At 74.4% G+C, this 20,173-nt stretch carries 19 protein-coding genes; 14 read left to right on the top strand and 5 right to left on the bottom strand.

Annotated elements, in window-relative coordinates; genetic code table 11:
• Positions 1–42: 42 nt before the first annotated feature.
• From hppD to ABT015_RS32380, 5 genes are read left to right on the top strand one after another with little or no spacing between them, the layout of a single operon-like run.
• Entirely contained in the window at positions 43–1,029 is a 987-nt protein-coding gene (gene hppD / locus ABT015_RS32400) for a 4-hydroxyphenylpyruvate dioxygenase (protein WP_350885542.1), read from the top strand.
• Positions 1,030–1,062: 33 nt separating this feature from the next.
• A complete protein-coding gene (locus tag ABT015_RS32395) occupies positions 1,063–1,977 on the top strand; it encodes a phytanoyl-CoA dioxygenase family protein (protein ID WP_350885540.1) in 915 nt (304 codons plus the stop codon).
• Positions 1,974–3,014 (top strand): thiamine pyrophosphate-dependent dehydrogenase E1 component subunit alpha, encoded by a 1,041-nt coding sequence (locus tag ABT015_RS32390; RefSeq protein ID WP_350885538.1) that lies wholly within the window; start codon positions 1,974–1,976, stop codon positions 3,012–3,014. The genes ABT015_RS32395 and ABT015_RS32390 overlap by 4 nt, the downstream gene beginning before the upstream one ends.
• Positions 3,011–3,979 (top strand): alpha-ketoacid dehydrogenase subunit beta, encoded by a 969-nt coding sequence (locus ABT015_RS32385; protein WP_350885536.1) that lies wholly within the window; start codon positions 3,011–3,013, stop codon positions 3,977–3,979. The genes ABT015_RS32390 and ABT015_RS32385 overlap by 4 nt, the downstream gene beginning before the upstream one ends.
• A gap of 40 nt (positions 3,980–4,019) precedes the next feature.
• Positions 4,020–4,808, top strand: coding sequence for a DUF3050 domain-containing protein (locus ABT015_RS32380; RefSeq protein WP_350885534.1), 789 nt, complete (start codon positions 4,020–4,022; stop codon positions 4,806–4,808).
• 54 nt (positions 4,809–4,862) lie between these two features.
• Here ABT015_RS32380 and ABT015_RS32375 read toward each other — a convergent pair whose 3' ends face one another.
• Positions 4,863–6,134, bottom strand: coding sequence for an acyltransferase (locus tag ABT015_RS32375; protein WP_350885532.1), 1,272 nt, complete (start codon positions 6,132–6,134; stop codon positions 4,863–4,865).
• A gap of 214 nt (positions 6,135–6,348) precedes the next feature.
• On the opposite strand from ABT015_RS32375, the gene ABT015_RS32370 reads away from it, so the two are divergent.
• The 4 genes from ABT015_RS32370 (at position 6,349) to ABT015_RS32355 (ending at position 11,004) form a co-directional block, all read left to right on the top strand.
• Positions 6,349–8,760 (top strand): ABC transporter ATP-binding protein/permease, encoded by a 2,412-nt coding sequence (locus tag ABT015_RS32370; RefSeq protein ID WP_350885530.1) that lies wholly within the window; start codon positions 6,349–6,351, stop codon positions 8,758–8,760.
• A gap of 129 nt (positions 8,761–8,889) precedes the next feature.
• Complete coding sequence (locus ABT015_RS32365) at positions 8,890–9,480, top strand: SH3 domain-containing protein (RefSeq protein ID WP_350885528.1); 591 nt, start codon at positions 8,890–8,892, stop codon at positions 9,478–9,480.
• 110 nt (positions 9,481–9,590) lie between these two features.
• A complete protein-coding gene (locus ABT015_RS32360) occupies positions 9,591–10,577 on the top strand; it encodes a serine/threonine-protein kinase (RefSeq protein WP_350885609.1) in 987 nt (328 codons plus the stop codon).
• 52 nt (positions 10,578–10,629) lie between these two features.
• Positions 10,630–11,004 carry a DUF1304 family protein gene (locus tag ABT015_RS32355; protein WP_350885526.1) on the top strand — a complete coding sequence of 125 codons (375 nt, stop codon included), beginning with the start codon at positions 10,630–10,632 and terminating at the stop codon, positions 11,002–11,004.
• A 21-nt stretch (positions 11,005–11,025) separates the two neighbouring features.
• Here ABT015_RS32355 and ABT015_RS32350 read toward each other — a convergent pair whose 3' ends face one another.
• Positions 11,026–12,408 carry a streptophobe family protein gene (locus ABT015_RS32350; RefSeq protein ID WP_350885524.1) on the bottom strand — a complete coding sequence of 461 codons (1,383 nt, stop codon included), beginning with the start codon at positions 12,406–12,408 and terminating at the stop codon, positions 11,026–11,028.
• Positions 12,409–12,872: 464 nt separating this feature from the next.
• On the opposite strand from ABT015_RS32350, the gene ABT015_RS32345 reads away from it, so the two are divergent.
• Positions 12,873–14,120 carry a DUF6777 domain-containing protein gene (locus ABT015_RS32345; RefSeq protein WP_350885522.1) on the top strand — a complete coding sequence of 416 codons (1,248 nt, stop codon included), beginning with the start codon at positions 12,873–12,875 and terminating at the stop codon, positions 14,118–14,120.
• Between the two features lie 66 nt (positions 14,121–14,186).
• On the opposite strand, the gene ABT015_RS32340 is transcribed toward ABT015_RS32345, so the two are convergent.
• Positions 14,187–14,630, bottom strand: a complete 444-nt coding sequence (locus tag ABT015_RS32340; protein ID WP_350885520.1) for a winged helix-turn-helix transcriptional regulator — start codon at positions 14,628–14,630, stop codon at positions 14,187–14,189.
• A gap of 136 nt (positions 14,631–14,766) precedes the next feature.
• Between ABT015_RS32340 and ABT015_RS32335 the strand changes: the two genes are divergently transcribed.
• On the top strand, positions 14,767–16,032 hold the full coding sequence (locus ABT015_RS32335) for an MFS transporter (RefSeq protein ID WP_350885518.1): 1,266 nt from the start codon (positions 14,767–14,769) through the stop codon (positions 16,030–16,032).
• 66 nt (positions 16,033–16,098) lie between these two features.
• Entirely contained in the window at positions 16,099–16,551 is a 453-nt protein-coding gene (locus ABT015_RS32330) for a hypothetical protein (RefSeq protein ID WP_350885516.1), read from the top strand.
• A gap of 73 nt (positions 16,552–16,624) precedes the next feature.
• Here ABT015_RS32330 and ABT015_RS32325 read toward each other — a convergent pair whose 3' ends face one another.
• Together ABT015_RS32325 and ABT015_RS32320 are read right to left on the bottom strand one after the other, a co-directional pair.
• Positions 16,625–18,217: an LCP family protein gene (locus tag ABT015_RS32325; RefSeq protein WP_350885514.1), complete on the bottom strand. Its 1,593-nt coding sequence runs from the start codon at positions 18,215–18,217 to the stop codon at positions 16,625–16,627.
• Positions 18,210–18,785: a DUF6542 domain-containing protein gene (locus ABT015_RS32320; protein WP_350885512.1), complete on the bottom strand. Its 576-nt coding sequence runs from the start codon at positions 18,783–18,785 to the stop codon at positions 18,210–18,212. The genes ABT015_RS32325 and ABT015_RS32320 overlap by 8 nt, the downstream gene beginning before the upstream one ends.
• Positions 18,786–19,044: 259 nt before the next feature.
• Between ABT015_RS32320 and ABT015_RS32315 the strand changes: the two genes are divergently transcribed.
• Both ABT015_RS32315 and ABT015_RS32310 read left to right on the top strand, forming a co-directional pair.
• Positions 19,045–19,251: an antitoxin gene (locus tag ABT015_RS32315; RefSeq protein WP_280680643.1), complete on the top strand. Its 207-nt coding sequence runs from the start codon at positions 19,045–19,047 to the stop codon at positions 19,249–19,251.
• A gap of 84 nt (positions 19,252–19,335) precedes the next feature.
• The gene (locus ABT015_RS32310; RefSeq protein ID WP_350885510.1) at positions 19,336–20,019 is read left to right on the top strand and encodes a transglycosylase SLT domain-containing protein; all 684 of its coding nucleotides are present in this window, start codon (positions 19,336–19,338) and stop codon (positions 20,017–20,019) included.
• The last annotated feature ends 154 nt before the right edge of the window (positions 20,020–20,173 follow it).

The following is a 20,173-nucleotide window of genomic DNA, read 5'->3' as shown; positions in this document are numbered from 1 at the left end:
CGCGCCGATCCACGCCCTTCCATCCCTCCGGGGGAGATCCCGTTGTCCATCCAGTCCATCACCCACGTCGAGTTCCACTGCGCGGACGCCGACAAGACCGCGGCCGGGCTCTGCGCCGACTTCGACTTCACCGCCGACGCCCCGGAGACCGCACCGGACGGCGCCCGCACCATCCGGCTGCGCCAGGGCTCGATCCGGATGCACCTGGCCTCCGCCGCCGACCCCGACCACCCGGTGGCCGGCTTCGTCGCCCGGCACGGGGACGGCGTCGCCGCCCTCGCCCTCGCCTGCACCGACCCGCAGGCCGCGCTGGAGCGCGCCGAGCGGCACGGCGCCCGCGTGCTGGACCGGGACGGCGGGCTGATCGCCGGCTTCGGCGACACCGCCCTGAGGTTCGTGCCGCTGCCCACGGCCGAACCCGCCGACGAACCGGGCCTGCTGGACGCCCTGGACCACGTCGCGATCTGCGTCCCGGCCGGCGAACTCGCCGACGCCGTAAAGTTCTGCGAGGCCGCGCTCGGCTTCCACCGGATCTTCGGCGAGTACATCGAGGTCGGCCGGCAGGCCATGGACTCCAGCGTGGTGCAGAGCGCCTCCGGCGAGGTCACCTTCACCCTGATCGAGCCGGACACCACCCGGCGGCCCGGCCAGATAGACGAGTTCCTCGCCTCCCACGACGGCGCCGGAGTGCAGCACCTGGCCTTCCGCACCGGCGACATCGCCACCGCCGTCCGGACCGCCCGGGCCAACGGCGTGGAGTTCCTGAGCACCCCGGGCGCCTACTTCGACGCCCTGGCCGAGCGGTTCGGCGAGACGGCCATCCCGGTGGAGACCCTGCGCGACCTGCACGTGCTCGTCGACCAGGACCACGGCGGCCAGCTGTTCCAGATCTTCGTCCGCTCCACCCACCCGCGGCGGACGTACTTCCTGGAGCTGATCGAGCGTCAGGGCGCCGGCACCTTCGGCACCGCGAACATCAAGGCCCTGTACGAGGCCGTCGAGCGGCAGAGCTCCGACGCCGCCGTCTGACCGCCGCCCACACCTCAAGAAGGGGCACACCCCATGACCACCGCCGTCGAGTTCCGCCTCAGCGAGGCCGAACACGCCCTGCTGCCCACGCCCGAGGAGGTGGCCCACTACCGCGAGCACGGCTGGTACCTGTCCCGGAAGCTGTTCAGCGACGAGGAACTGGACACCCTCCAGGCCGCCACCGAGCACTACTACGGCGGCCACCGCGACCGCGAACTGCCCGCCCGCCCGCCGCGCCTGGCCGCCTGGGACCCCTCGCAGGGCCCGATCCAGCGGCACAACGACTACGTGCACTACGAGAGCGACGCCATCGGCGCGATCCTGCGCAAGCCGCTGATCGGCGCGGTCGCCGCCCTGCTGGCCGGCGCCGAGGAGATCCGGGTGTTCCAGGCCACCCTGATCTACAAGCCGCCGGTGCCCGGGGAGCCGAGCAACCAGGTGCCCTGGCACTTCGACAAGCACTACTGGCAGACCTCCACCTCGGAGGAGATGCTCACCGCGTTCATCCCGTTCCACGACTGCCGCGAGGAGAACGGCACCATCACCATGGTGGACGGCAGCCACCGCTGGCGGGAGCTGGACTCCGGCGAGGACTCCACCCGCCACTTCGCCGACCGCGACCGCACCGAACTCGACGACATCCTGGCCGCCAACGCCGCCCACAACGGGCAGCAGGTGCGCACCGTCCCGATGCACATCCCGCGCGGCCACATGTCCTTCCACCACTGCCGCACCTACCACGGCAGCGGCCCCAACCTGGCCTCCTTCCCGCGCCGGGCCGTCTCGCTGCACCTCCAGGACGGCGCCAACGAGTACCGCCACCACACCCGGGCGGACGGCGGCCCGGTGGTGTACAACCACGACGTGCTGGTGCGCCGCACCGCCGACGGCCGGCCCGACTACGCCGACCCGCAGTTCTGCCCGACCATCTGGCGAGGGGCGCGGTGACGGCTTTCCCGGCGGCCCCGCCCCCCGGCACCACGGCTCCCAGCACCACGGCTCCCGGCACCGCGCCGCTGGACACGCCCGCCGAGCGCTACCGGATGCTGCGGCTGATCCGCGGCTTCGAGGAGTTGGCGCTCGGCCTGGTGAAGGCCGGCGCGATCCCCGGCGGCATCCACCCGTACATCGGCCAGGAGGCCGTCGCGGTCGGCGTCTGCTCGGCGCTCGGTCCCGCCGACCGGCTCACCAGCACCCACCGCGGCCACGGCCACGTGCTCGCCCGGGGCGCCGCACCGCACCGGCTGCTCGCCGAACTCGCCGGCCGCGTCGACGGGTTGAACGGCGGCCGGGGCGGCTCGATGCACGCCGCCGACCTCTCGCTGGGCATCCTCGGCGCCAACGGCATCGTCGGCGCCGGCGCCCCGATCGCGGTCGGCGCCGCCTGGGCCGCCCGCCAGGCAGGCGACGGCCGGGTGGCCGTGGCCTTCTTCGGCGACGGCGCGCTCAACCAGGGCGTGCTGCTGGAGTCGTTCAACCTCGCCGCGATGTGGCGGCTTCCGGTGGTGTTCGTCTGCGAGAACAACGGCTACGCCACCACCCTGCCCGCCGCCACCGCGGTCGCGGGCAGCGCGACCGGGCGGGCGGCCGCCTTCGGCATCCCCGCCGAGGAGGTGGACGGCATGGACACCGAGGCCGTCCGCGCCGCCGCCCTGCGCGCGGTGGAGCGGGCCCGCTCCGGCGGCGGCCCCGGCTTCCTGGAATGCCGCACCTACCGCTACGAGGGCCACCACACCATGGAACGCCGGATGAAGCTGCACTACCGCACCCCCGAGGAGGTCGAGGCCTGGCGCGCCCGCGACCCGCTCCCCCGGGCCGCCGCCCAGCTGGAACAGCCGGCCGTCGCCGAACTCGACGACGCGGTGGCCCGCCAGCTCGCCGACGCCGAGGAGTTCGCCCTCGCCTCCGAACACCCCGACCCGGCGGGCGCGTTGGACCACCTGTACGCCGACGGCCTGCGGCCCCGGGCCGGGGCGGTGGCATGACCAGGCTCTCGTACACCAAGGCCCTCAACCGGGCGATCGCCGACGAACTCGCCGACGACCCGGCGGTCTGCGTCTTCGGCGAGGACATCGGCGCCGGGATGGCCGGCCCGACGCTCGGCCTGCTGGACCGCTTCGGGCCCGAGCGGGTCGTCGACACCCCGCTGTCCGAGCAGGCCTTCACCGCCATGGCGATCGGCGCGGCGCTCACCGGGCGGCGCCCGGTGCTGGAGTTCCAGATCCCCTCGCTGCTGTTCCTGGTCTTCGAGCAACTCGTCAACCAGGCACACAAGTTCTCGCTGATGACCGGCGGGCAGGCGAGCGTCCCGCTGACCTGCCTGGTGCCCGGTTCGGGCTCCCGGGACGGCTGGGCCGGCCAGCACTCCGACCACCCGTACAGCCTGTTCGCGCACGCCGGGGTGAAGACCGTGGTGCCCGCCACCCCGACCGACGCCTACGGGCTGCTGCGCTCGGCGATCCGCGACCCGGACCCGGTCGTGGTGTTCGCGCCCGCCGCCGCCCTCCCGGTGCGCGAGACCGTCACCTGGGACCTCGCGCCGATCCCGCTCGGCCGGGCCCGGATCCACCGCCCCGGCACCGACGTCACCGTGGTCGCCGTCGGACACCTGGTGCACGACGCGCTCGCCGTGGCGGACGAGGTCGCCGAGGACATCTCGGTCGAAGTCCTCGACCCCCGCACGCTGTACCCCCTGGATTGGGCCGCGCTCGCGGCCTCGCTCGAACGCACCGGCCGGCTGGTCGTCTTCGACGACTCCAACCGCAGCTGCGGCTTCGCCGCGGAGGTGCTGGCCACCGCCTCCGAGGAGATGCGCCTGATCGCCCCGCCCCGCCGGGTCACCCGCCCCGACGGCGCCGTCCTGCCGTTCGCCCCCGCCCTCGACCGTGCCCTCCAGCCCGGCCGCGAACAACTCCGCCACGCCCTGCACGCCGTCCTCAAGCATCCCTGAGACCCCTGACCCCTGAGACCCCTGAGCAGAAGGAGCCGCCTTGTCCACCAACCGCTACCACTGGGACCGTTCACACCCCGGCCTGACCAGCCTCCATCAGGCCATCGACCCGCTGCGCCGCGAGGTGGTCGGCCACGGCGTGTACGGCGGGCTGACCAGCATCGGGCGCGTCCGCACCTTCCTGGACAGCCACGTCTTCGCGGTCTGGGACTTCATGTCGCTGCTGAAGAGCCTGCAGCGCGACCTCACCAGCGTCGAGGTCCCGTGGGTCCCGAGCGGGCCGACCGCCAGCCGCCGGCTGATCAACGAGATCGTGCTGGTCGAGGAGAGCGACGAACTCGGGGAGGGCTACACCAGCCACTTCGAGCTGTACGTCGAGGGCATGCGGCAGGCCGGCGCCGACCCGGGCCCGGTGGAGGAGTTCCTGGGGCTGCTGGGCACCGGCACCGCCGTCCCGCAGGCGCTGAAGGCCGCCGCGGTACCGCAGGCCGCCGTCGACTTCACCGGCACCACCTGGTCGATCATCGAGAACGCGCCGGTGCACTGCCGGGCCGCCGCCTTCGCCTTCGGCCGCGAGGACCTGATCCCGGACATGTTCGCCCAGGTGGTCGGCATCGACGACCCGGACGGCGTGCTCACCGTCTTCAAGGACTACCTGGCCCGGCACATCGAGGTGGACGGCGAGCAGCACACCCCGATGGCGATGCAGATGCTGATCGACCTGTGCGGCGACGACCAGGCCAAGTGGGACGAGTGCGCCGAGACCGTCCGCACCGCGCTGCGCGCCCGGGTGCAGCTGTGGACGGCGATCGAGGCCGCCTTCGCGTAGCGCGGCCGAGCGCGGCTCACCCCGCGCGTCACGCCCCACGCGGCGCGGTACGGCTCAGATCACCTTCGGGACGGCGGCGGCCGACGCGGGCATGTCGTCCGCCGCCGTCCGGAAGCGGTGCAGCGCGGCCCGGCCCTCCGCCCCCCGCACCCGGGCGGCGAGCCGGGCCGGCAGCACCACGGTGGTCAGGTATCCGGCGCCGCCGAACCCCTCGACCGTCCAACTCACCCAGGGCAGCGGATAGTTGGCGGCCGGGCTGAAGAACACCGGCCGGTGCCCCTGGAAGCTCACCCGATAGGCCCCGAACCGGCTCCAGTTCGAGAAACTGAACCGGCGCTGCTGCGGGTCGAAGCCCAGCGGCACGCAGTCCCGCAGCCGGGAGCGGCCGAGCGAGGCCAGGAAGCCGAGATTGGAACGCAGGTTGAGGTGGGCGGCCGGGAACTCCTCGACCGCCGCCCGCAGCGCGCCCGCGAGCGCCGCCGGGCCGTCCTCGGGCCGGTGCGACACGTGGACGTCGCCCAGCAGGTTGCCCACCAGGGCGGGCGAGAGTCCGAGCCAGCGCCGGGCGTTGACCGGTACGGTCAGCCAGCGCTCCTCCTTGTCGCCGTCCAACTCCCTTATGGCGCTGACGACATGGGCGCAGAGCACGTCACCTGAGGAGAGCCGGCGGCCGGCCGTCGCGCTGAACTCCGCGCGCATCCGCTCGACTTCGGCGTCCCCGAAGTAGATCTGGACGGTCCGGTTGGCCCGCGGACCGACCGACACCTCGCGGGCCAGCAGCTGCGCCTGCGCCGTCGAGGGCACCCGGAAGCCGGGCCGTCCGCAGTCCTCGGCCGGGAGCACCCGGTCCAGCAACTCATCCTGGTCCTCGACCAGTTCGGCCTCCGGCAGCTCCTCGTCCTCGACCGCCGCCGACCAGATCCGCAGCAGCAGCATGAAGCTGTGCAGATCGCCGATCGCGTGGTGCCAGGAGCAGCCCAGCACCGTCCCGCCGTCTCCGGTGCGGGTGACCCGGACGGTGAGCAGCGGCACACCGCCGCCGCGCGCGGCCGGAGCGTCCACCGGATCGACCAGTTCGGAGCCGGCGGCCGTCACCCGGCCCATCGCCTCGGCGAGCGTGCCGTCCACGGTGTAGACGTCCAGCGGGACGCCGGAGTCGTCGCAGACCGCTTCGAGGGCGCCTCCCCCGCCGGTGCGCAGCCGCCCGGCGAACACCGGCACCCGGTCGAGCGCGCGGGCCAGTCCGGCGGCCAGCCGGTCCTCGTCCAGCGCCTGGTCGAAGTAGAGCACGACCGAGACGGCGAGATCCGCCAGCATGGTGTCCATCAGGCCGCAGTGCAGCACGGTTCCTGGGGCGCGGCCGGCCCTGACAGTCCGGGATCTTCGCAACACCGGCCAACTACTCATGCGTTCCGTCCCCGATTGTTCTGCGGGTGGCGAGCGGGCACGCCGAACGATAGTGCCGCGCCGTCACAGTGGTCCAGTCCAATCCCAGGATCCGGAAAGGCCGCTGGACTGCTGCGGCGATAGAATGCCCAGCATGGGAGAGCGCCCGGGCGCACCCACCGCGCCGCCCCTCGTCCTGGTCACCGACACCGGGTCGCTGCTGATCGACCCGGCCCTGGCCTACCGCCTCGGCCGCGACCCGACCAGCGAGGTCGTCCTGGACGACCCCCGGGTCTCCTGGCACCACGCCGTGCTGCGGGCCACCGACGGGCACTGGCTGCTGGAGGACGCCGGCAGCACCAACGGCACCTACGACCAGGGCCGCCGGGTCGAGCGCGAGGACATCGGCCCCGGCACCCGGCTGCGCTTCGGCGACCCGGCCGACGGCCCGTCCGCGACCTTCGCCGGCCTGCCCCGCCACGACCCCGGCGAGCGGCCCTCCCTGCTCGCCCCGCGGGCCTCCGGCACCTTCCGCAGCCCCAGCTCGGTGCTCCAGCTGCCCGGCCGCACGGTCCGGATCGGCCGCTCGCACGACAACGACCTGGTCCTGGACGACCTGGTGGTCTCCCGCCACCACGCCGAACTGCGCGAACTGCCCGACGGCGGGCACGAGATCGTCGACCTGGACAGCCACAACGGCACGTACCACAACGGCCGCCCGGTGCAGCGGGCAGCGGTCGGCCCGGCCGACATCGTCGGCATCGGCCACTCCGCGCTCTGCCTCGCCGACGACCACCTGGTCGAGTACACCGACACCGGCGAGATCTCCCTGGACGTGCGGCACCTGGTGGTCCGGGTCGGCTCCGACCACCGGGTGCTGCTGGACGACGTGAGCTTCCCGCTCGCCGAGAAGGCGCTGCTGGCGGTGGCCGGCCCGAGCGGCGCCGGCAAGTCCACCCTGCTCAACGCGCTGACCGGGCTGCGCCCCGCCGACGAGGGCACCGTGCTGTACGACGGGCGCGACCTCTACCGCGACTACGCCGAACTGCGCCGCCGGATCGGCCTGGTGCCGCAGGACGACATCCTGCACACCCAGCTCACCGTCCGCCGCGCGCTCGGCTACGCCGCCGAACTGCGCTTCCCCGGCGACACCGCGAAGCACGAGCGGGAGGCCCGGGTCGTCGAGGTGGTCCACGAGCTGGGCCTGGCCGGCCGGGCCGACCAGGTGATCGGCAGCCTCTCCGGCGGCCAGCGCAAGCGGGTCAGCGTCGCGCTGGAGCTGCTCACCAAGCCCTCGCTGCTGTTCCTCGACGAGCCGACCTCCGGTCTGGATCCGGGCATGGAGCGCTCGGTGATGCACATGCTGCGCGGACTGGCCGACGACGGCCGGACGGTGGTCGTGGTGACGCACAGCGTGCTGAGCCTGAACGTGTGCGACCGCCTGCTGGTGCTCGCCCCCGGCGGCCGGACGGCCTACTACGGCCCGCCGGGCGAGGCGCTGGCGTTTTTCGGCTTCGCGGAGTGGCCGGAGGCCTTCGAGGCCTTCGAGAACGAGGACCATCGGGCCTGGCAGCGCCGCTTCCGCAGCTCCCCGCAGTACGAGCGGTACGTCGCCGCCGAGGCGGTGTCCCTGACGCCGGCCGTGGCACCGGCCGCGACACCGGGAGCACCGGAGACGGCGGGAGCACCGGAGGCGGCGGGGCCGGCGCGGGCACCGGCGGCCGGGCGGGACCCGATCGGCTGGGAGAAGCCGCAGGGCTGGTTCTCCCAGCTGGGCACCCTGGTGCGCCGGTACACCGCGGTGCTCGCGGCCGACCGGCTGTTCCTGACCATCATGGTGGCGCTGCCCTTCGTGATCGGCCTGATGTGCCGGGTGATGGCCGGCTCCCGGCTCACCCCGGACAACGCCGTGAACTGCCTGCTCACGCTGTGCATCGGCGGCCTGCTGACCGGCGCCGCCAACTCGGTGCGCGAGGTGGTCAAGGAACGGGCGATCTACCGCCGCGAGCGCGTGGTCGGACTGTCCAGATCGGCGTACCTGGTCTCCAAGGTGGTGGTGCTCGGCACGGTCACGGCCGCCCAGGCCGTCGTGCTGACCGTGGTCGGCCTGGCCGGGGTGGACCTCTCCTGGGCGGTGCCGACCGGGGTGGTGATGCCGCAGCTGCCCGAACTGATCATCGCGGTCGCGCTGCTGGCGTTCTCGGCGATGATGCTCGGTCTGGTGGTCTCGGCGATCGTGGACAAGGAGGAGGCCACCATGCCGCTGCTGGTGCTCCTCTCGGTGGTGCAGATCGTCTTCAGCGGCCTGATGCTCAAGCTGCACGGCGTGCCCGGGCTGGAGCAGTTCGCCTGGCTGATCCCGTCCCGCTGGGGCATGGCCGCGATGGCCCGCACCGTCGAGCTGCACGGCATCTTCCCGAGCGCGATCACCGCCGACCCGATGTTCCGCCACGAGCGCGCCGGCTGGCTGTTCGACATCGCGGTGCTGCCCGGCCTCTCGGTCGCGTACGGGCTGCTGGTGCTGGTCCTGCTGCGGCGGCACGAACCCGCGATCATGCGGCGCTGAGTCCTGGACAGCGGCCCCGGGCCCCGGCCGACCACCGCCGGTAGAGTGGGAACCGACCTGTGGTGCGAGTCCCATCGCGATGACCGCGCGCAGCCGCGGGCTCGCGCGGCGGAGGAAATGTAGCCGCCCATGGACGAGTTCGCGTTCCGCCCCACCCACGTCGCCCCGCCGGCCGGGATGGCCACCTGGGCGGCCCCGGACCCGGCCCGGCCCGCCACCCGGCTGGACGCGCTGCTGCCGGTGCGGGTGGTCGCCCGGCAGGGCGACTGGGCGCAGATCCTCTGCTCCAACGGCTGGACGGCCTGGGTCGACGGCCGTCTGCTGGTCGCCCTCCCGGAGCCGCCGCCCACCGCCGGGGGCCCGCCCACCCGGACGGCGGACCCGCGCCCGGCGCTCGTGGAGGCCGAGGCCGCGGTGGCCCGCTACCGGGCCCTGCTGGAGGACCTCGCGGCGGGCACCCTGGACCTGGAGGCCTTCCGGGAGCGGACCCGCGGCCTGCGGATCGGCCTGGTCGTGGACGCGGAGGCGCTCTGGGTCTTCGACGCGGTGCGCGACCGCTGGTGCTACTGCGACGGGCTCCAGCTCCAGACGTACGCGGCCACCGACCGGCCGGTGCCGGGGCCGTCGCCCACACCGCCCCCCGCCCCGTCGCCCGCCCCCGCCGCACCGCCGGGGCCCGCGCCCGGTCCGCACGCCCCCACCCGGCCGGGCGCGCCGTGACCTCGGCCGAACGGGTGCCCGAGGACCACCCCGGCCGCCCGGGCCATATCGATCAGCCCGGCCAGCTCGACCACCCCGACCGGCCGTCCGCCCCCGGCCTGCCGGCCGGCATGGTCGGGCGCCGGATCGCGGGCTACCGGCTGGAGCGTGAGATCGGCCGCGGCGGCATGGCCGTGGTGTACCGGGCCAAGGACCTGCGGCTCGGCCGGACCGTCGCGGTCAAACTGCTCGCCCCCGAACTGGCCCGCAACGAGGTGTTCCGGCAGCGCTTCATGCACGAGTCCGAGGCCGCCGCCGCGATCGACCACCCGCACATCATCCCGGTGTTCGAGGCCGGCGAGCACGACGGCATCCTGTTCATCGCGATGCGCTACGTCGAGGGCGGCGACCTGCGCGGGCTGATGAACCGGGGAGGCCCCTTCTCGGCCGAGCGGACCGTCCGACTCGCCCTGCAGATCGCCTCCGCGCTCGACGCCGCGCACGACCACGACCTGGTCCACCGGGACGTCAAGCCCGGCAACGTGCTGGTCGCCGCCGGGACGGACAGCGAGCACCCCGAGCACCTGTACCTGGCGGACTTCGGCCTCACCAAGAAGTCCCTCTCGCTGAGCGGCCTGACCAGCGTCGGCCAGATCGTCGGAACGCTGGACTACGCCGCGCCCGAGCAGATCTCCGGCAAGCCGCTGGACGGGCGCTGCGACCAGTACGGCCTCGGCTGCGTGGTCTTCGAGATGCTCGCGGGCGCACCGCCGTTCCGCCGGGAGAGCGACGTGGCACTGCTGTGGGCGCACCTCAACGACCCGCCGCCCACGCTGCGCGGCCACCGCCCGGATCTGCCGACCGCCGTCGGGGCGGTGGTCGCCCGGGCGCTCGCCAAGGCCCCCCAGGGCCGCTACGCCAGCTGCCTGCAGTTCGTCGCCGAGCTGCGCGCGGCCACCACCGTCGTGCCCGGCCACAGCGCCGCACCAAGACCGTGGAGCGGGAGCGGGCCGCCCACCCGGGTCGTCCAGGCGGCCGTCCCCGGGCTCGCCGCGGCGGCCGTCGTGCCCGAGCCGCCCGCGTGGGCCGCCCCGGTCGTCCACCCGCCGCCGTGGTGAGCGCCGTACCACCCACCGCCATCCGCCATCACCCCCCAGGAAGCCGACCGCCATGAACGCCGTGAGCCAGGTCTTCGCCGTGATCGCCGCCGCGGTCCACCTCCTCGCGTGGCCGCTGGAGAGCTTCCTGTACGGCCATCCACGGGTGCGCTTCCTCCTCACCGGCAGCACGGCGGACGCGCCGGAGGTCCGGCTGTGGCGCTTCAACGTCGGCTTCTACAACCTGTTCCTGGCGCTCGGCCTGGTCGCCGGACTCGTCCTGCTGCACACCGGGCACGCCGCCTCCGGCCGCGCCGTGATCAGTTACGTCGCCGCGTTCATGGTCGCCGGCGGGATCACCCTCTTCGCCTCGGAGCCGAAGGTCTGGCGCGGCGCCCTCGCCCAGGCGCTGCCGGCGGCGGCGATCCTCATCGCCGAGGCATTCTGAGCGCGCACCGCCCGGTAGCCGTCACCCCGCCCCCGGCACTTCGCCGCCCGAGACCTCGCCGCCGGGCACGTCGTCGCTGGAGACCTCGCCCCGGCGGCCGGTGCGGGCGGCCAGCAGGGCGCCCAGCGCGCCGGTCAGCAGGCCCCAGCCCGCCGCCAGCGGGACGGCCGTCCACAGCACCGGGCTCAGGGTGAGGCTGCCGCTGCCGAGGCCGGCCAGCGGGTTGGCGCCGCCGAGGAGCGAGCCGATCAGGTCGCCGAGGCCGCCCTGGCCGACGCCGACGCCGAGCACCGACAGCCCGTAGTCGGCGTCCGCCCTGGTCCAGAGCCCGACCAGCAGCACCGTCACCGCGCCGGCCAGAGCGAACCGGACGGCGTGCTGCCAGAGCCGGACGGTGCGCGGCGAGCGGTACGCGGCGAGGAAGCCGGCCGCGAGCAGCAGCACGGCGGCCAGCGGCAGTAGCCACCAACTGCGCGCGTCCTGGTCGGCGAGGGTGCCCAGGCTGATGGTGGCCTGCTGCCCGTCCGGCGCCCGCAGCACCTCGGCGAGTGGCCTGGGCACCGGCAGGCCGAGCGCGCCGCTGAGCCGCCCGTGCCACTGCGCGCCGAGCCCGACACCGAAGGCCAGCCAGACCAGGTCGGGCAGGGCGAGCAGCAGCACGGCCAGGGTCTGCCGGGCGTTGCCGTGCACGATCGCGGTCAGCACCCCGGCCGCCAGCCCGATCACCAGGTACGCCAGCAGGACCAGCCAGAGCGCGAACGCGGCCGGGCGGACGGCCAGTTGGTAGGGCAGCAGGGCGCGCGGCAGCGGTGCCCGCCGGGACACCGCGAAGGTGCCCGCGAGGACGACGAGCAGCCAGGCCAGCCCGATGCCGACGGTGCTCGGGGCGTCCGCGTGGAAGCCGACCTCCGGGGTGAGCCCGAGCACGCCGCCGATGGTCTGCGCCAGGTCGCCGCCGAGCGGAACGTCGAAGGTGTGCCGGGCGCCGAGGGTGAGCAGCACGAGGGCGACCAGCCAGATCACCACCGTGCGGGCGATCCGGCCGAGCAGTTCACCGCCGCCGGCCACCGCGCGGAACCGCAGCTGACGCAGGAACACCTCGGCCATCACCACCGCGCCGGCCAGCGAGACGGACAGCGGCATGGCACTGATCCCGGCGTCCACCGCGGCGAACTGCCCGGCTCCGCCGTCGAGTTGGACGGCTCCACCGACGGCCAGCACCACCGCCCCGGCCAGCACGGCCGGGAAGCCGCCGCCCGGGAGGTCGTCGGCGCCGGCCAGCCAGAGGCCGAGCGCGGCCACCGCCGCCATGGCGGCGAACCCGGCCAGCACCACGGCGAGCGCGTCCAGCCAGCCGCGCAGGGCACCGGGCGGGCCCGCGACCCGGGTGGTGGGCTGCTGCATGGCGCCTCCTCGGTGCGTCGGGCTTCGCGTTCCAGGGTGGCCGACAGGTGACGGGCACGCTCGGCGACGGATCCCGCACCTGCTGTTGCGGCGGGTGGGGGGCCGGGGGGAAATGGAGGCCAGTGGCAGGAGCTTCCCGGGTCGGCGCGCCAGTCGGCCGCCTGCGAAACGGAGCCTCGATGAGTTCCCAACCGCCGCCGTCCGGCCCTCCGAGCGAGCCGCCGAGCGAGCCGCCCCACGGCCCCCCGTCCGGGCCGCTGGCCGGTCCCCCGTCGGGCGGCGGCCGGTTCGGGCCGCCGTCCGGGTCATCCGGCCCGTCCGGGCCGTCCGGCCCCCCGTCCGGGCCGCCTGGTCCGTCCGGGCCGTCGGGTCCGTCCGGGCCGTCGTCCGGGCCGTCGGGTCCGCCGTCCGGCGAGGGTCGGGGGCCGCGCACGCCGTGGTGGCGCTCCGGGCGGGGGCTCGCGTTGGCCGCCGGCACGCTGGCGGTCGCCGCGGTGGCTGCGGTGCTGATCGTGAACAGCCAGGGTGGCGGTCACCACGACACCCTGCCGGTCGCCAACGAGGTGGCCCTCCAGGCCCCGGCCGACCCGGGGCCGGATCCGTTCACGCCATCGGTGGAAACCCAGGGCGTGAGCGCCCCCGCCCCTGCCCAGGCGCCGCAGTCCGGGCAGGCACCGCAGTCCGCCCAGGCGCCGCAGTCCGGGCCGGGCGGCCGGTCCACGGCCGCCTCCCCGGCGGTGATCCACAGCGTCGAGGGCAGCTCCGCCGGGCTGTACGGCGGGACGATGACCAAGCCCAGCTGCGACACCGAGCGTCTGGTCGCCATGGTCTCCAACGGGGACGCCGGCCGCGCCTGGGCCTCCGCCGCGGGCATCCAGCAGTCCGACGTCCCGTCCTACCTGCGCTCGCTGACCTCGGCCTACCTGCGGGTGGACACCCGGGTCACCAACCACAACTACCGGAGCGGCGCCGTCGTCGAGTACCAGTCCGCGCTCCAGGCCGGCACCGCCGTCCTGGTGGACGCCCAGGGCGTGCCCCGGGTGCGCTGCTCCTGCGGCAACCCGCTGAAGCCGCCGGTGCTGGTGAGCGACGCCACGTACACCGGGAAGGCATGGGCCGGCTTCCACCCGACCACGCTGGTCGCCGTGGTGCCCGCGCCGCACCCGGTGACCGAGATCATCCTGGTGAACATCGAGACGGGCGGCTGGTTCTCCCGGCTGACCGGGCGGATCGACGTGGTCGACCGGAACGTCGGACCGCCCGGGGGGCCGCTGGCGCCCGGCATCCCGCCGCCGGGGAAGATGACGCCCACCACGCCGGCGGGCACGGCCTCGACCTCCTCCACGTCCTCCGGGGCGACCTCCGGGTCCGGCTCGGCGACGACCTCGGGTTCGACCTCATCCGGGGCGACATCCTCGGGCACCTCGACCGGGACGGGCTCCGCCTCGGCGACGTCGTCCACCTCCTCGGGCGCCCCGACCGGAACGACCAGGACGAGCGGCACCTCGTCCGCGTCCGCAGGCCCCTCGACCGGCTCGTCCACGGGTTCGTCCACCACCAGGACGCCGAGCCGGACGCCGAGCACCAAGGCCCCGGCGACCACGACCGGCTCCACCACGACGAACGCCACCAACGGCACCGCCCCCGGCACCACGGCGACGGCCACCGAACCCCCGAAGACCGCGACGGCCGGGAGCGCCACCCCCAGCTGATCCGCCCGATTCCCCGGCACCACCGGCCGCCACCGGCCGCCCACCCCCCGGTGACGGCGGCGCGCCTCAGGGCAGCAGCACCTCGGCGTCCTCGGGCCCCAGCACCCGGCCGTCGGCCGTACGGACCTCCATCGTCTCGATCGGCGCGCCCGTCCCGCGTTCCACCAGCCGGGCGCGCGGCTCGCCCTCCGCGAAGAACCACTCGTCGCCCCACTGCCGCAGCGCGGTGATCACGGGGAAGAGGGCGCGCCCCTTCTCGGTCAGCACGTACTCCTGGTACGGGCTGCCGTCTGCGGCCGGAGCGAGCTCGAACACCCCGTTGGCGACCAGGTTGGCGAGGCGGGCCGAGAGGATGTTCCTGGCGAGGCCCAGGTTCTTCTGGAACTGCCCGAAGCGGCGCAGCCCGTCGAAGGCGTCGCGGACGATCAGCAGCGTCCAGCCGTCGCCGACGACGTCGAGCGGGCGGGCGACCGGGCAGGTCGACTCCTCGTGCGTGGTGCGCTTCGGCACTTCTCCCACCTTCCACCGGTCGGCGCCCAGCCTATCGGCGAGTCACGTGGTTGCTTATTGAAACCACAGTATGCCAGGGTGGCGTGGTAGCACTTTGAAACTAGTTGGTCGTGCCCGCCACCAGGAAGACCCGCCCATGACCTCGCCCACCCGCGCCACCGCCGCCGCCACCGCCGAAGCGCCTCCGCGCGGCCTGCCACCCGCCGCCGCCTGGCTCCTCTCCGTCGCCTGCGGCCTCGCCGTCGCCAACGTCTACTACTCGCAGCCCCTGCTCGACCTCATCGCCGCGGACTACGGCATCGACCCGGCCACCATCGGCCTCGTCGGCACCCTCACCCAGACGGGCTACGCGCTCGGCCTGCTGCTGCTCGTCCCGCTCGGCGACCGCGTCAACCGCCGCACCCTCACCACCGCCCAGCTCGGGCTCTCGGTGCTCGCCCTCGCCGCCGTCGCACTCGCCCCCTCCGCGCCGCTGATGCTCGCCGCGATGGCCGCCGTCGGCGTCCTCGCGGTGGTCGCCCAGGTCGTCGTCGCGTACGCGGCCTCGCTCGCCGCGCCCGCCGACCGGGGCCGGGTGGTCGGCACCGTCACCAGCGGCATCGTGGTCGGCATCCTGCTCGCCCGCACCGTCGCCGGCACCATCGGCGACCTGGCCGGCTGGCGCGCGGTCTACGTGGTGTCCGCCGTCGCCACCGGCGCGATGGCCCTCGCCGTCGCGGTCGTCCTCCCGACCGAACGCCACCAGCCGTCGGCGCGGACCAAGCAGACCGGGCAGACCTCGCAGACCTCTCAGACCTCGCAGACCGCACGGATCAGCTACCCCCGGCTGATCGGCTCGGTGTTCACGCTCTTCGCCGAGGAGCCCGTGCTCCGCGCCCGGGCGGTCCTCGCGCTGCTCACCTTCACCTCCATCACCGTCCTGCTCACCCCGATGGTGCTCCCGCTCGCCGCCCCGCCGTTCAGCCTCAGCCACACCCAGATCGGGCTGTTCGGCCTGGCCGGCGCCGCCGGGGCTCTGGGCGCAGGCCGCGCGGGCCGCCAGGCCGACCTCGGCCGGGCCGAACGCACCGCCGGCATCGGTCTGTCGGCCATGCTCGCCGCCTGGATCCCGGCGGCCCTGCTGCCGAACTCGGTGTGGTGGCTGGTGCTCGCCATGGTGGTGATCGACTACGGCCTGCAGTCCGTGCACGTGGTCAACCAGCACCTGCTGTACCAGGTCCGCCCCGAGGCGCAGAGCCGGCTCACCGCCGGGTACATGCTGCTCTACTCCGCCGGCTGCGCGGCGGGAGCGATCGGCTCCACCGTCGTCTACGAGCGCTGGGGCTGGACGGCCGTCTGCCTCCTCGGCGCGGCCACCAGCCTGGCCGCCCTGCTCTACTGGCTTGCCAGGAAGCAGAATTGACGCAGCCTCGGAACCGCTCCTCCCGCTGGGCCGACAGCGCGTCACGGGGCGGGTATCGTCCCGGCCATGAAGGCAGTGTTACGCCGGGTGTGGTCCCTTCCGTTGGCGGGCGCGGTGGTCTCGCTGCTGGTGCTCTGCTGGAGCCTGTTCGCCGCGTCCGCGCAGTGGCGGGCCGCGAGCCGCATCGACGCCGCGCCGCTGCGGGTGGACGGGACGGTCAGCGCCGTGGCCCTGCGCAAGGGCGGCTGGCTCTACACCGTCACCTACCGGGTGGGGGATCGCGACTACCGCACGTCGGCGCTCGGCCTCAAACGGGTGGAGAAGCCGCACGTCGGGATGACCGTCCCCCTGGAGGCGGCGGCGGACGACCCGGCCACCGTCCGCGTGGCCGGTGACCACTACCCCAACGACGACATGCCCGCGACCTACGTGCTGGCCGCGGTGGGCGCCACGGCGGTCCTGCTGTGGCTGGTCGGCCTGCTGGTCCAGCGCGCCCGGGGCCGGACTCCCCACCCGTGACGGCCGGTTCGGCCGCCGGGCCGGTTCGCCCACCGCCTCGCGGGTGCGGCCGCGCGGCGCCCGCCGCCGCCCGTCAGTCCACGCAGGGGATGCCGCCCGCCTTGACGGCGGGGCCCTGCATGGGGAGGCCGGCGACGGGGTCGGTGGCCGCGTCGCCCGGCCCGGTGGCGGCGGCGGAGGGGCTGGGGGTGCGGGTGACGGCGAGGGTGACGACGATGTGGCCGGGGGCGACGACGGCGGCCGCGGTGGCGGTGACGCCGTAGCGGGTGGCGAGCTGCTGGGCGTCGGCCTTGGCGCCGCCGCCGTAGGTGACGGTGGTGGCCCTGGTCCTGGCGGCGGCGTCGCCGATCCTCCCCGGCTGGTAGCCGAGTTCGGTGAGGGCCTTGGACTCGGTGGCGGCCGCGCCGGCGCCCGCGGCGGCGTTGACGTCCACGACGGCCCTGGTCGCGGTCGGGGAGGCCGCGGACGGCGAGGGGGTGGCGGTCTCGGCGGCCGTCTCGGTGGGCGCGGGGACGGCCTGGACGGGCGCCGGCTCGCGGTTGAACAGCTGCCGGACGATCTTCTTGATCAGCTCCGGGTTGACGGTGTTGACCTCCTGGCCGCCGACGGTCTTGAACCCGGTGATCGGCAGGGTGTTGAACTCGACGTTCCCGCCGGTGAGGTTGGGCGCCTGCTGGGCGAAGTCGAGGATGTTCCACTCGTTGTCGATGACGACGTCCTTCTTCACCACCCCGAACAGCTTCTGCATCTGCCCGAAGTCGTTGAGGATGCCCTGCTGCTTGAGCCGGTACTCGACGGAGGAGATGAACGCCTGCTGCCGGTGGGTGCGGTCGAGGTCGCCGTTGGCGAGGTGGTGGCGCTGGCGGACGAAGGAGAGGGCCTGGGCGGCGTTGAGGGAGCTGATGCCGGCGGGGAGCTTGAGGCCGGTGCCGCCGCCCTCGTGGGCGGCGGTGCGGGCGGTGATCGGATCGTCGACGGGGTGGTTGAGGCAGACCTGGATCGGCTCGACGGCCTTGGCGATGTCGTAGAAGCCGATCAGGTTGACCTCGGCGAAGTGGTCGATCGGGACGTCGAGGAAGCTCTGCACGGTCTGGATGGTGGCGGAGCGTCCGGCTTCGCGGCTCTGCCGTTCCAGGTCGGCCTTGGAGAGCCCCTTGCCGGCGAGTTTCTGCTCGGCGGCCACCTTGGCGATGCCGTAGGCCTCCTTGATCTTGTGCATCTTGCCGTCGGCGCCGGCGGTCTGCACGTAGTCGTCGCGCGGGACGGACAGCGCGGTGACCTTGCCGCCGTTGGCCGGGATGTGCAGGACGATCAGGGCGTTGGTGTTGTAACCGCCGATCTCGCTCGACCCGGCGTGCAGTTCGTCCTCGACGAACTGCTTGGGCAGGTCGTTGCCGTCCATGTCCTTGCGGCTGTCGAGGCCGATCAGCAGCAGGTTGACGGACTTGTCGAGGTGGGGCGGGGCGTTCTTCTTGGCCTCGCTCAGCGCGGTGGACTTGGTCATGCCGTCGTCGAGGCTGCGGTACTCGTACCAGGTGAAGCCGCTGGCGCCGAGGACGGCGACGGAGACGGTGCAGGCGAGGGTGCGCCCGGCGACGGTCAGCGGGGCGGCGCCGCGGCGCGGGGCGCGGCCGCGCGGGCGGAGGCGGGCGACGCGTTCAGCCACGACGGCTCCTTCCGGCCGGGGTGCCCGTACTGCGGGGCCGTCGGCGGTCGAGCGCGACGCGGACCGCGACGACCAGCAGCGCGACCCCCACCGCCGCCGCCATCACCGGGAACGCCCCCACCACCCACCGCAGCGCGCCGGTGCCGAGCTGCTTGCCCTGGTACGCGTCCCGGTTCGCCAGGTACTCGATGCCGGCCGCGCCGAGCAGCACCACGAGCGGGGCCGCGGTGACGACCCACCAGCGGCCGGCCCGGCTGCACAGCGCCGCCGCGGCGCCCGTCCCACCGACCGCACCGACCGCGAAGAGCACGCCGACGCCGGGCCCGCCGAGTTCGTCCGCGACGCCGCCGAGGACGGGCAGGCCGACGGCGGTGAGCAGCACCGGCAACCGGCCGGCCCGGCGGGCCTGCGGCCGGCGGCGCGAGGCCGCGGGCCGTGGCGGGCGGGCGGCGGGCGGCCCGGCGGGCTCCGCCCGGTCGGCCGCGCGAGAGCGCTGCGCGGGCAGGGCGGGGTCCTCGGTGCGCGGTCCCGCGTCCTGGTACGGCGTTCTCGCCCGCTGCCCGGCCATGCGCACTTCCCTCGCTCGTTTCGGCTGCCGCGGCGCGTGCGCGCCGCTGTGCGTGCCGGGACGCGTTCCGTCCTGGTGGCGGTTCCCAATTTCTACAGTGCTGTAGAAGTTGGGCTGGAGCATACAAATCCATTTCAGCAAAGTCATCCGCCGTCCTTCGGCAGCGGCCGAGCGCCCGGTGGGCCGTCGTTAGGATGGTCATGATCCCCCGCCACGTCGGCACACCATCAGGAACGCGTCAGAGGAGCAGAGCGTCACCATGTTTGAGAGTCTGAAGAACCTCGCGGACAAGGCCACCGACCTCGCCCGCGAGCACAGCGACGTGCTCGGGCAGGGCCTGGACAAGGTCGGCGACGTGATCGACGACCGCACGGACGGCAAGTACAGCGGCCAGATCGACACCGGCGTCGAGAAGGCCAAGGGCTTCCTGCGCAACCTCGACGGCGAGCAGAAGCCGGCCGAGTAGCCTGCCACCGGGCACGGTCACCGGCACGATCGGCAGTACGACGGTCGAACAAGGACACGGGCGGACGGGGAGGGGTCGGCAGCGATGAGCGAAGGGCAGCAGGGGTCGCGCTGGGGGCGCTGGCTGGTCGTCGGCGTACTCGTCGCGGCCGGGTGGGGCATCGTCCGCGGCGGCGACCACCCCACCACGGCGTCGTCCGACGCCTCCCCGTCGGCCACCCCCTCCCCGGACGGCGCCGCGCCCTCCGCGTCCGCGCCTGCCTCGACCGCGCCGCCGAAGCCGTCCGGCCGCTACGACCCTGCCGACTACGCGGCCCCGGTGCGCCGGTACGCCGCCGAGGCCGGGGTCGACCCGCAGCTGCTGATGGCGATCCTCTACAACGAGTCGTACAAACCGCACGACCCCGAGCTCGAACGGGCCTGGCAGCGCGGCAAGCCCGAAGCCTCGTTCGGCATCGCCAACATGCACCGCGCCGCCTTCGACGACACCAAACCCGGCCGCTTCGCCGACCGCCGGTGGGAGGAGCTGCCGGACGACCGCGACCTGGCCGTCCAGGCGGCCGCCTGGCACCTGCACGACCTGGCCGGGCAGCTCCCGGCGCGGCCGAGCGCGCCGCTGAACCACGACGAGCTCCTCGCCCTCGGCTACAACGCCGGCGCGGGCAACATGCTGGCCTTCGCCCGGGGGGTCAAGGTGGGCTCCCAGGCGCAGTCCTACCTCGACCGGCTGCACGACAACTGGGCCAAGTCCGGCACGGCCGTCCAGTAGCGCGGCCAGTAGCGCGGCCAGTAGCGCGGCCAGTAGCGGGGGGGGGGGGCGGGGGGGGGGGGGGGGGGGCCGGGGTGGGATGTGGTGGAGGGGGGGGGCGCCCGGAGGGCGGCAGGTCGGCGCGGGTGGGGCGCCCACAGGGGATGCCCCCCCC

Origin of the sequence: Kitasatospora sp. NPDC094016, from assembly GCF_040304045.1 — a bacterium.
Lineage (GTDB): Bacteria > Actinomycetota > Actinomycetes > Streptomycetales > Streptomycetaceae > Kitasatospora.
This window is presented reverse-complemented; position numbering and strand designations above follow the sequence as displayed.

What these genes read in the sequence shown, in the direction of transcription:
- ABT015_RS32395 (WP_350885540.1), top strand. Translation starts at nt 1,063, where the DNA reads ATGACCACCGCCGTCGAGTTCCGCCTCAGCGAGGCCGAACACGCCCTG.
- ABT015_RS32385 (WP_350885536.1), top strand. Translation starts at nt 3,011, where the DNA reads ATGACCAGGCTCTCGTACACCAAGGCCCTCAACCGGGCGATCGCCGAC.
- ABT015_RS32375 (WP_350885532.1), bottom strand. Translation starts at nt 6,134, where the DNA reads ATGGACACCATGCTGGCGGATCTCGCCGTCTCGGTCGTGCTCTACTTC.
- ABT015_RS32370 (WP_350885530.1), top strand. Translation starts at nt 6,349, where the DNA reads ATGGGAGAGCGCCCGGGCGCACCCACCGCGCCGCCCCTCGTCCTGGTC.
- ABT015_RS32365 (WP_350885528.1), top strand. Translation starts at nt 8,890, where the DNA reads ATGGACGAGTTCGCGTTCCGCCCCACCCACGTCGCCCCGCCGGCCGGG.
- ABT015_RS32360 (WP_350885609.1), top strand. Translation starts at nt 9,591, where the DNA reads ATGGTCGGGCGCCGGATCGCGGGCTACCGGCTGGAGCGTGAGATCGGC.
- ABT015_RS32355 (WP_350885526.1), top strand. Translation starts at nt 10,630, where the DNA reads ATGAACGCCGTGAGCCAGGTCTTCGCCGTGATCGCCGCCGCGGTCCAC.
- ABT015_RS32350 (WP_350885524.1), bottom strand. Translation starts at nt 12,408, where the DNA reads ATGCAGCAGCCCACCACCCGGGTCGCGGGCCCGCCCGGTGCCCTGCGC.
- ABT015_RS32335 (WP_350885518.1), top strand. Translation starts at nt 14,767, where the DNA reads ATGACCTCGCCCACCCGCGCCACCGCCGCCGCCACCGCCGAAGCGCCT.
- ABT015_RS32330 (WP_350885516.1), top strand. Translation starts at nt 16,099, where the DNA reads ATGAAGGCAGTGTTACGCCGGGTGTGGTCCCTTCCGTTGGCGGGCGCG.
- ABT015_RS32320 (WP_350885512.1), bottom strand. Translation starts at nt 18,785, where the DNA reads ATGGCCGGGCAGCGGGCGAGAACGCCGTACCAGGACGCGGGACCGCGC.
- ABT015_RS32315 (WP_280680643.1), top strand. Translation starts at nt 19,045, where the DNA reads ATGTTTGAGAGTCTGAAGAACCTCGCGGACAAGGCCACCGACCTCGCC.
- ABT015_RS32310 (WP_350885510.1), top strand. Translation starts at nt 19,336, where the DNA reads ATGAGCGAAGGGCAGCAGGGGTCGCGCTGGGGGCGCTGGCTGGTCGTC.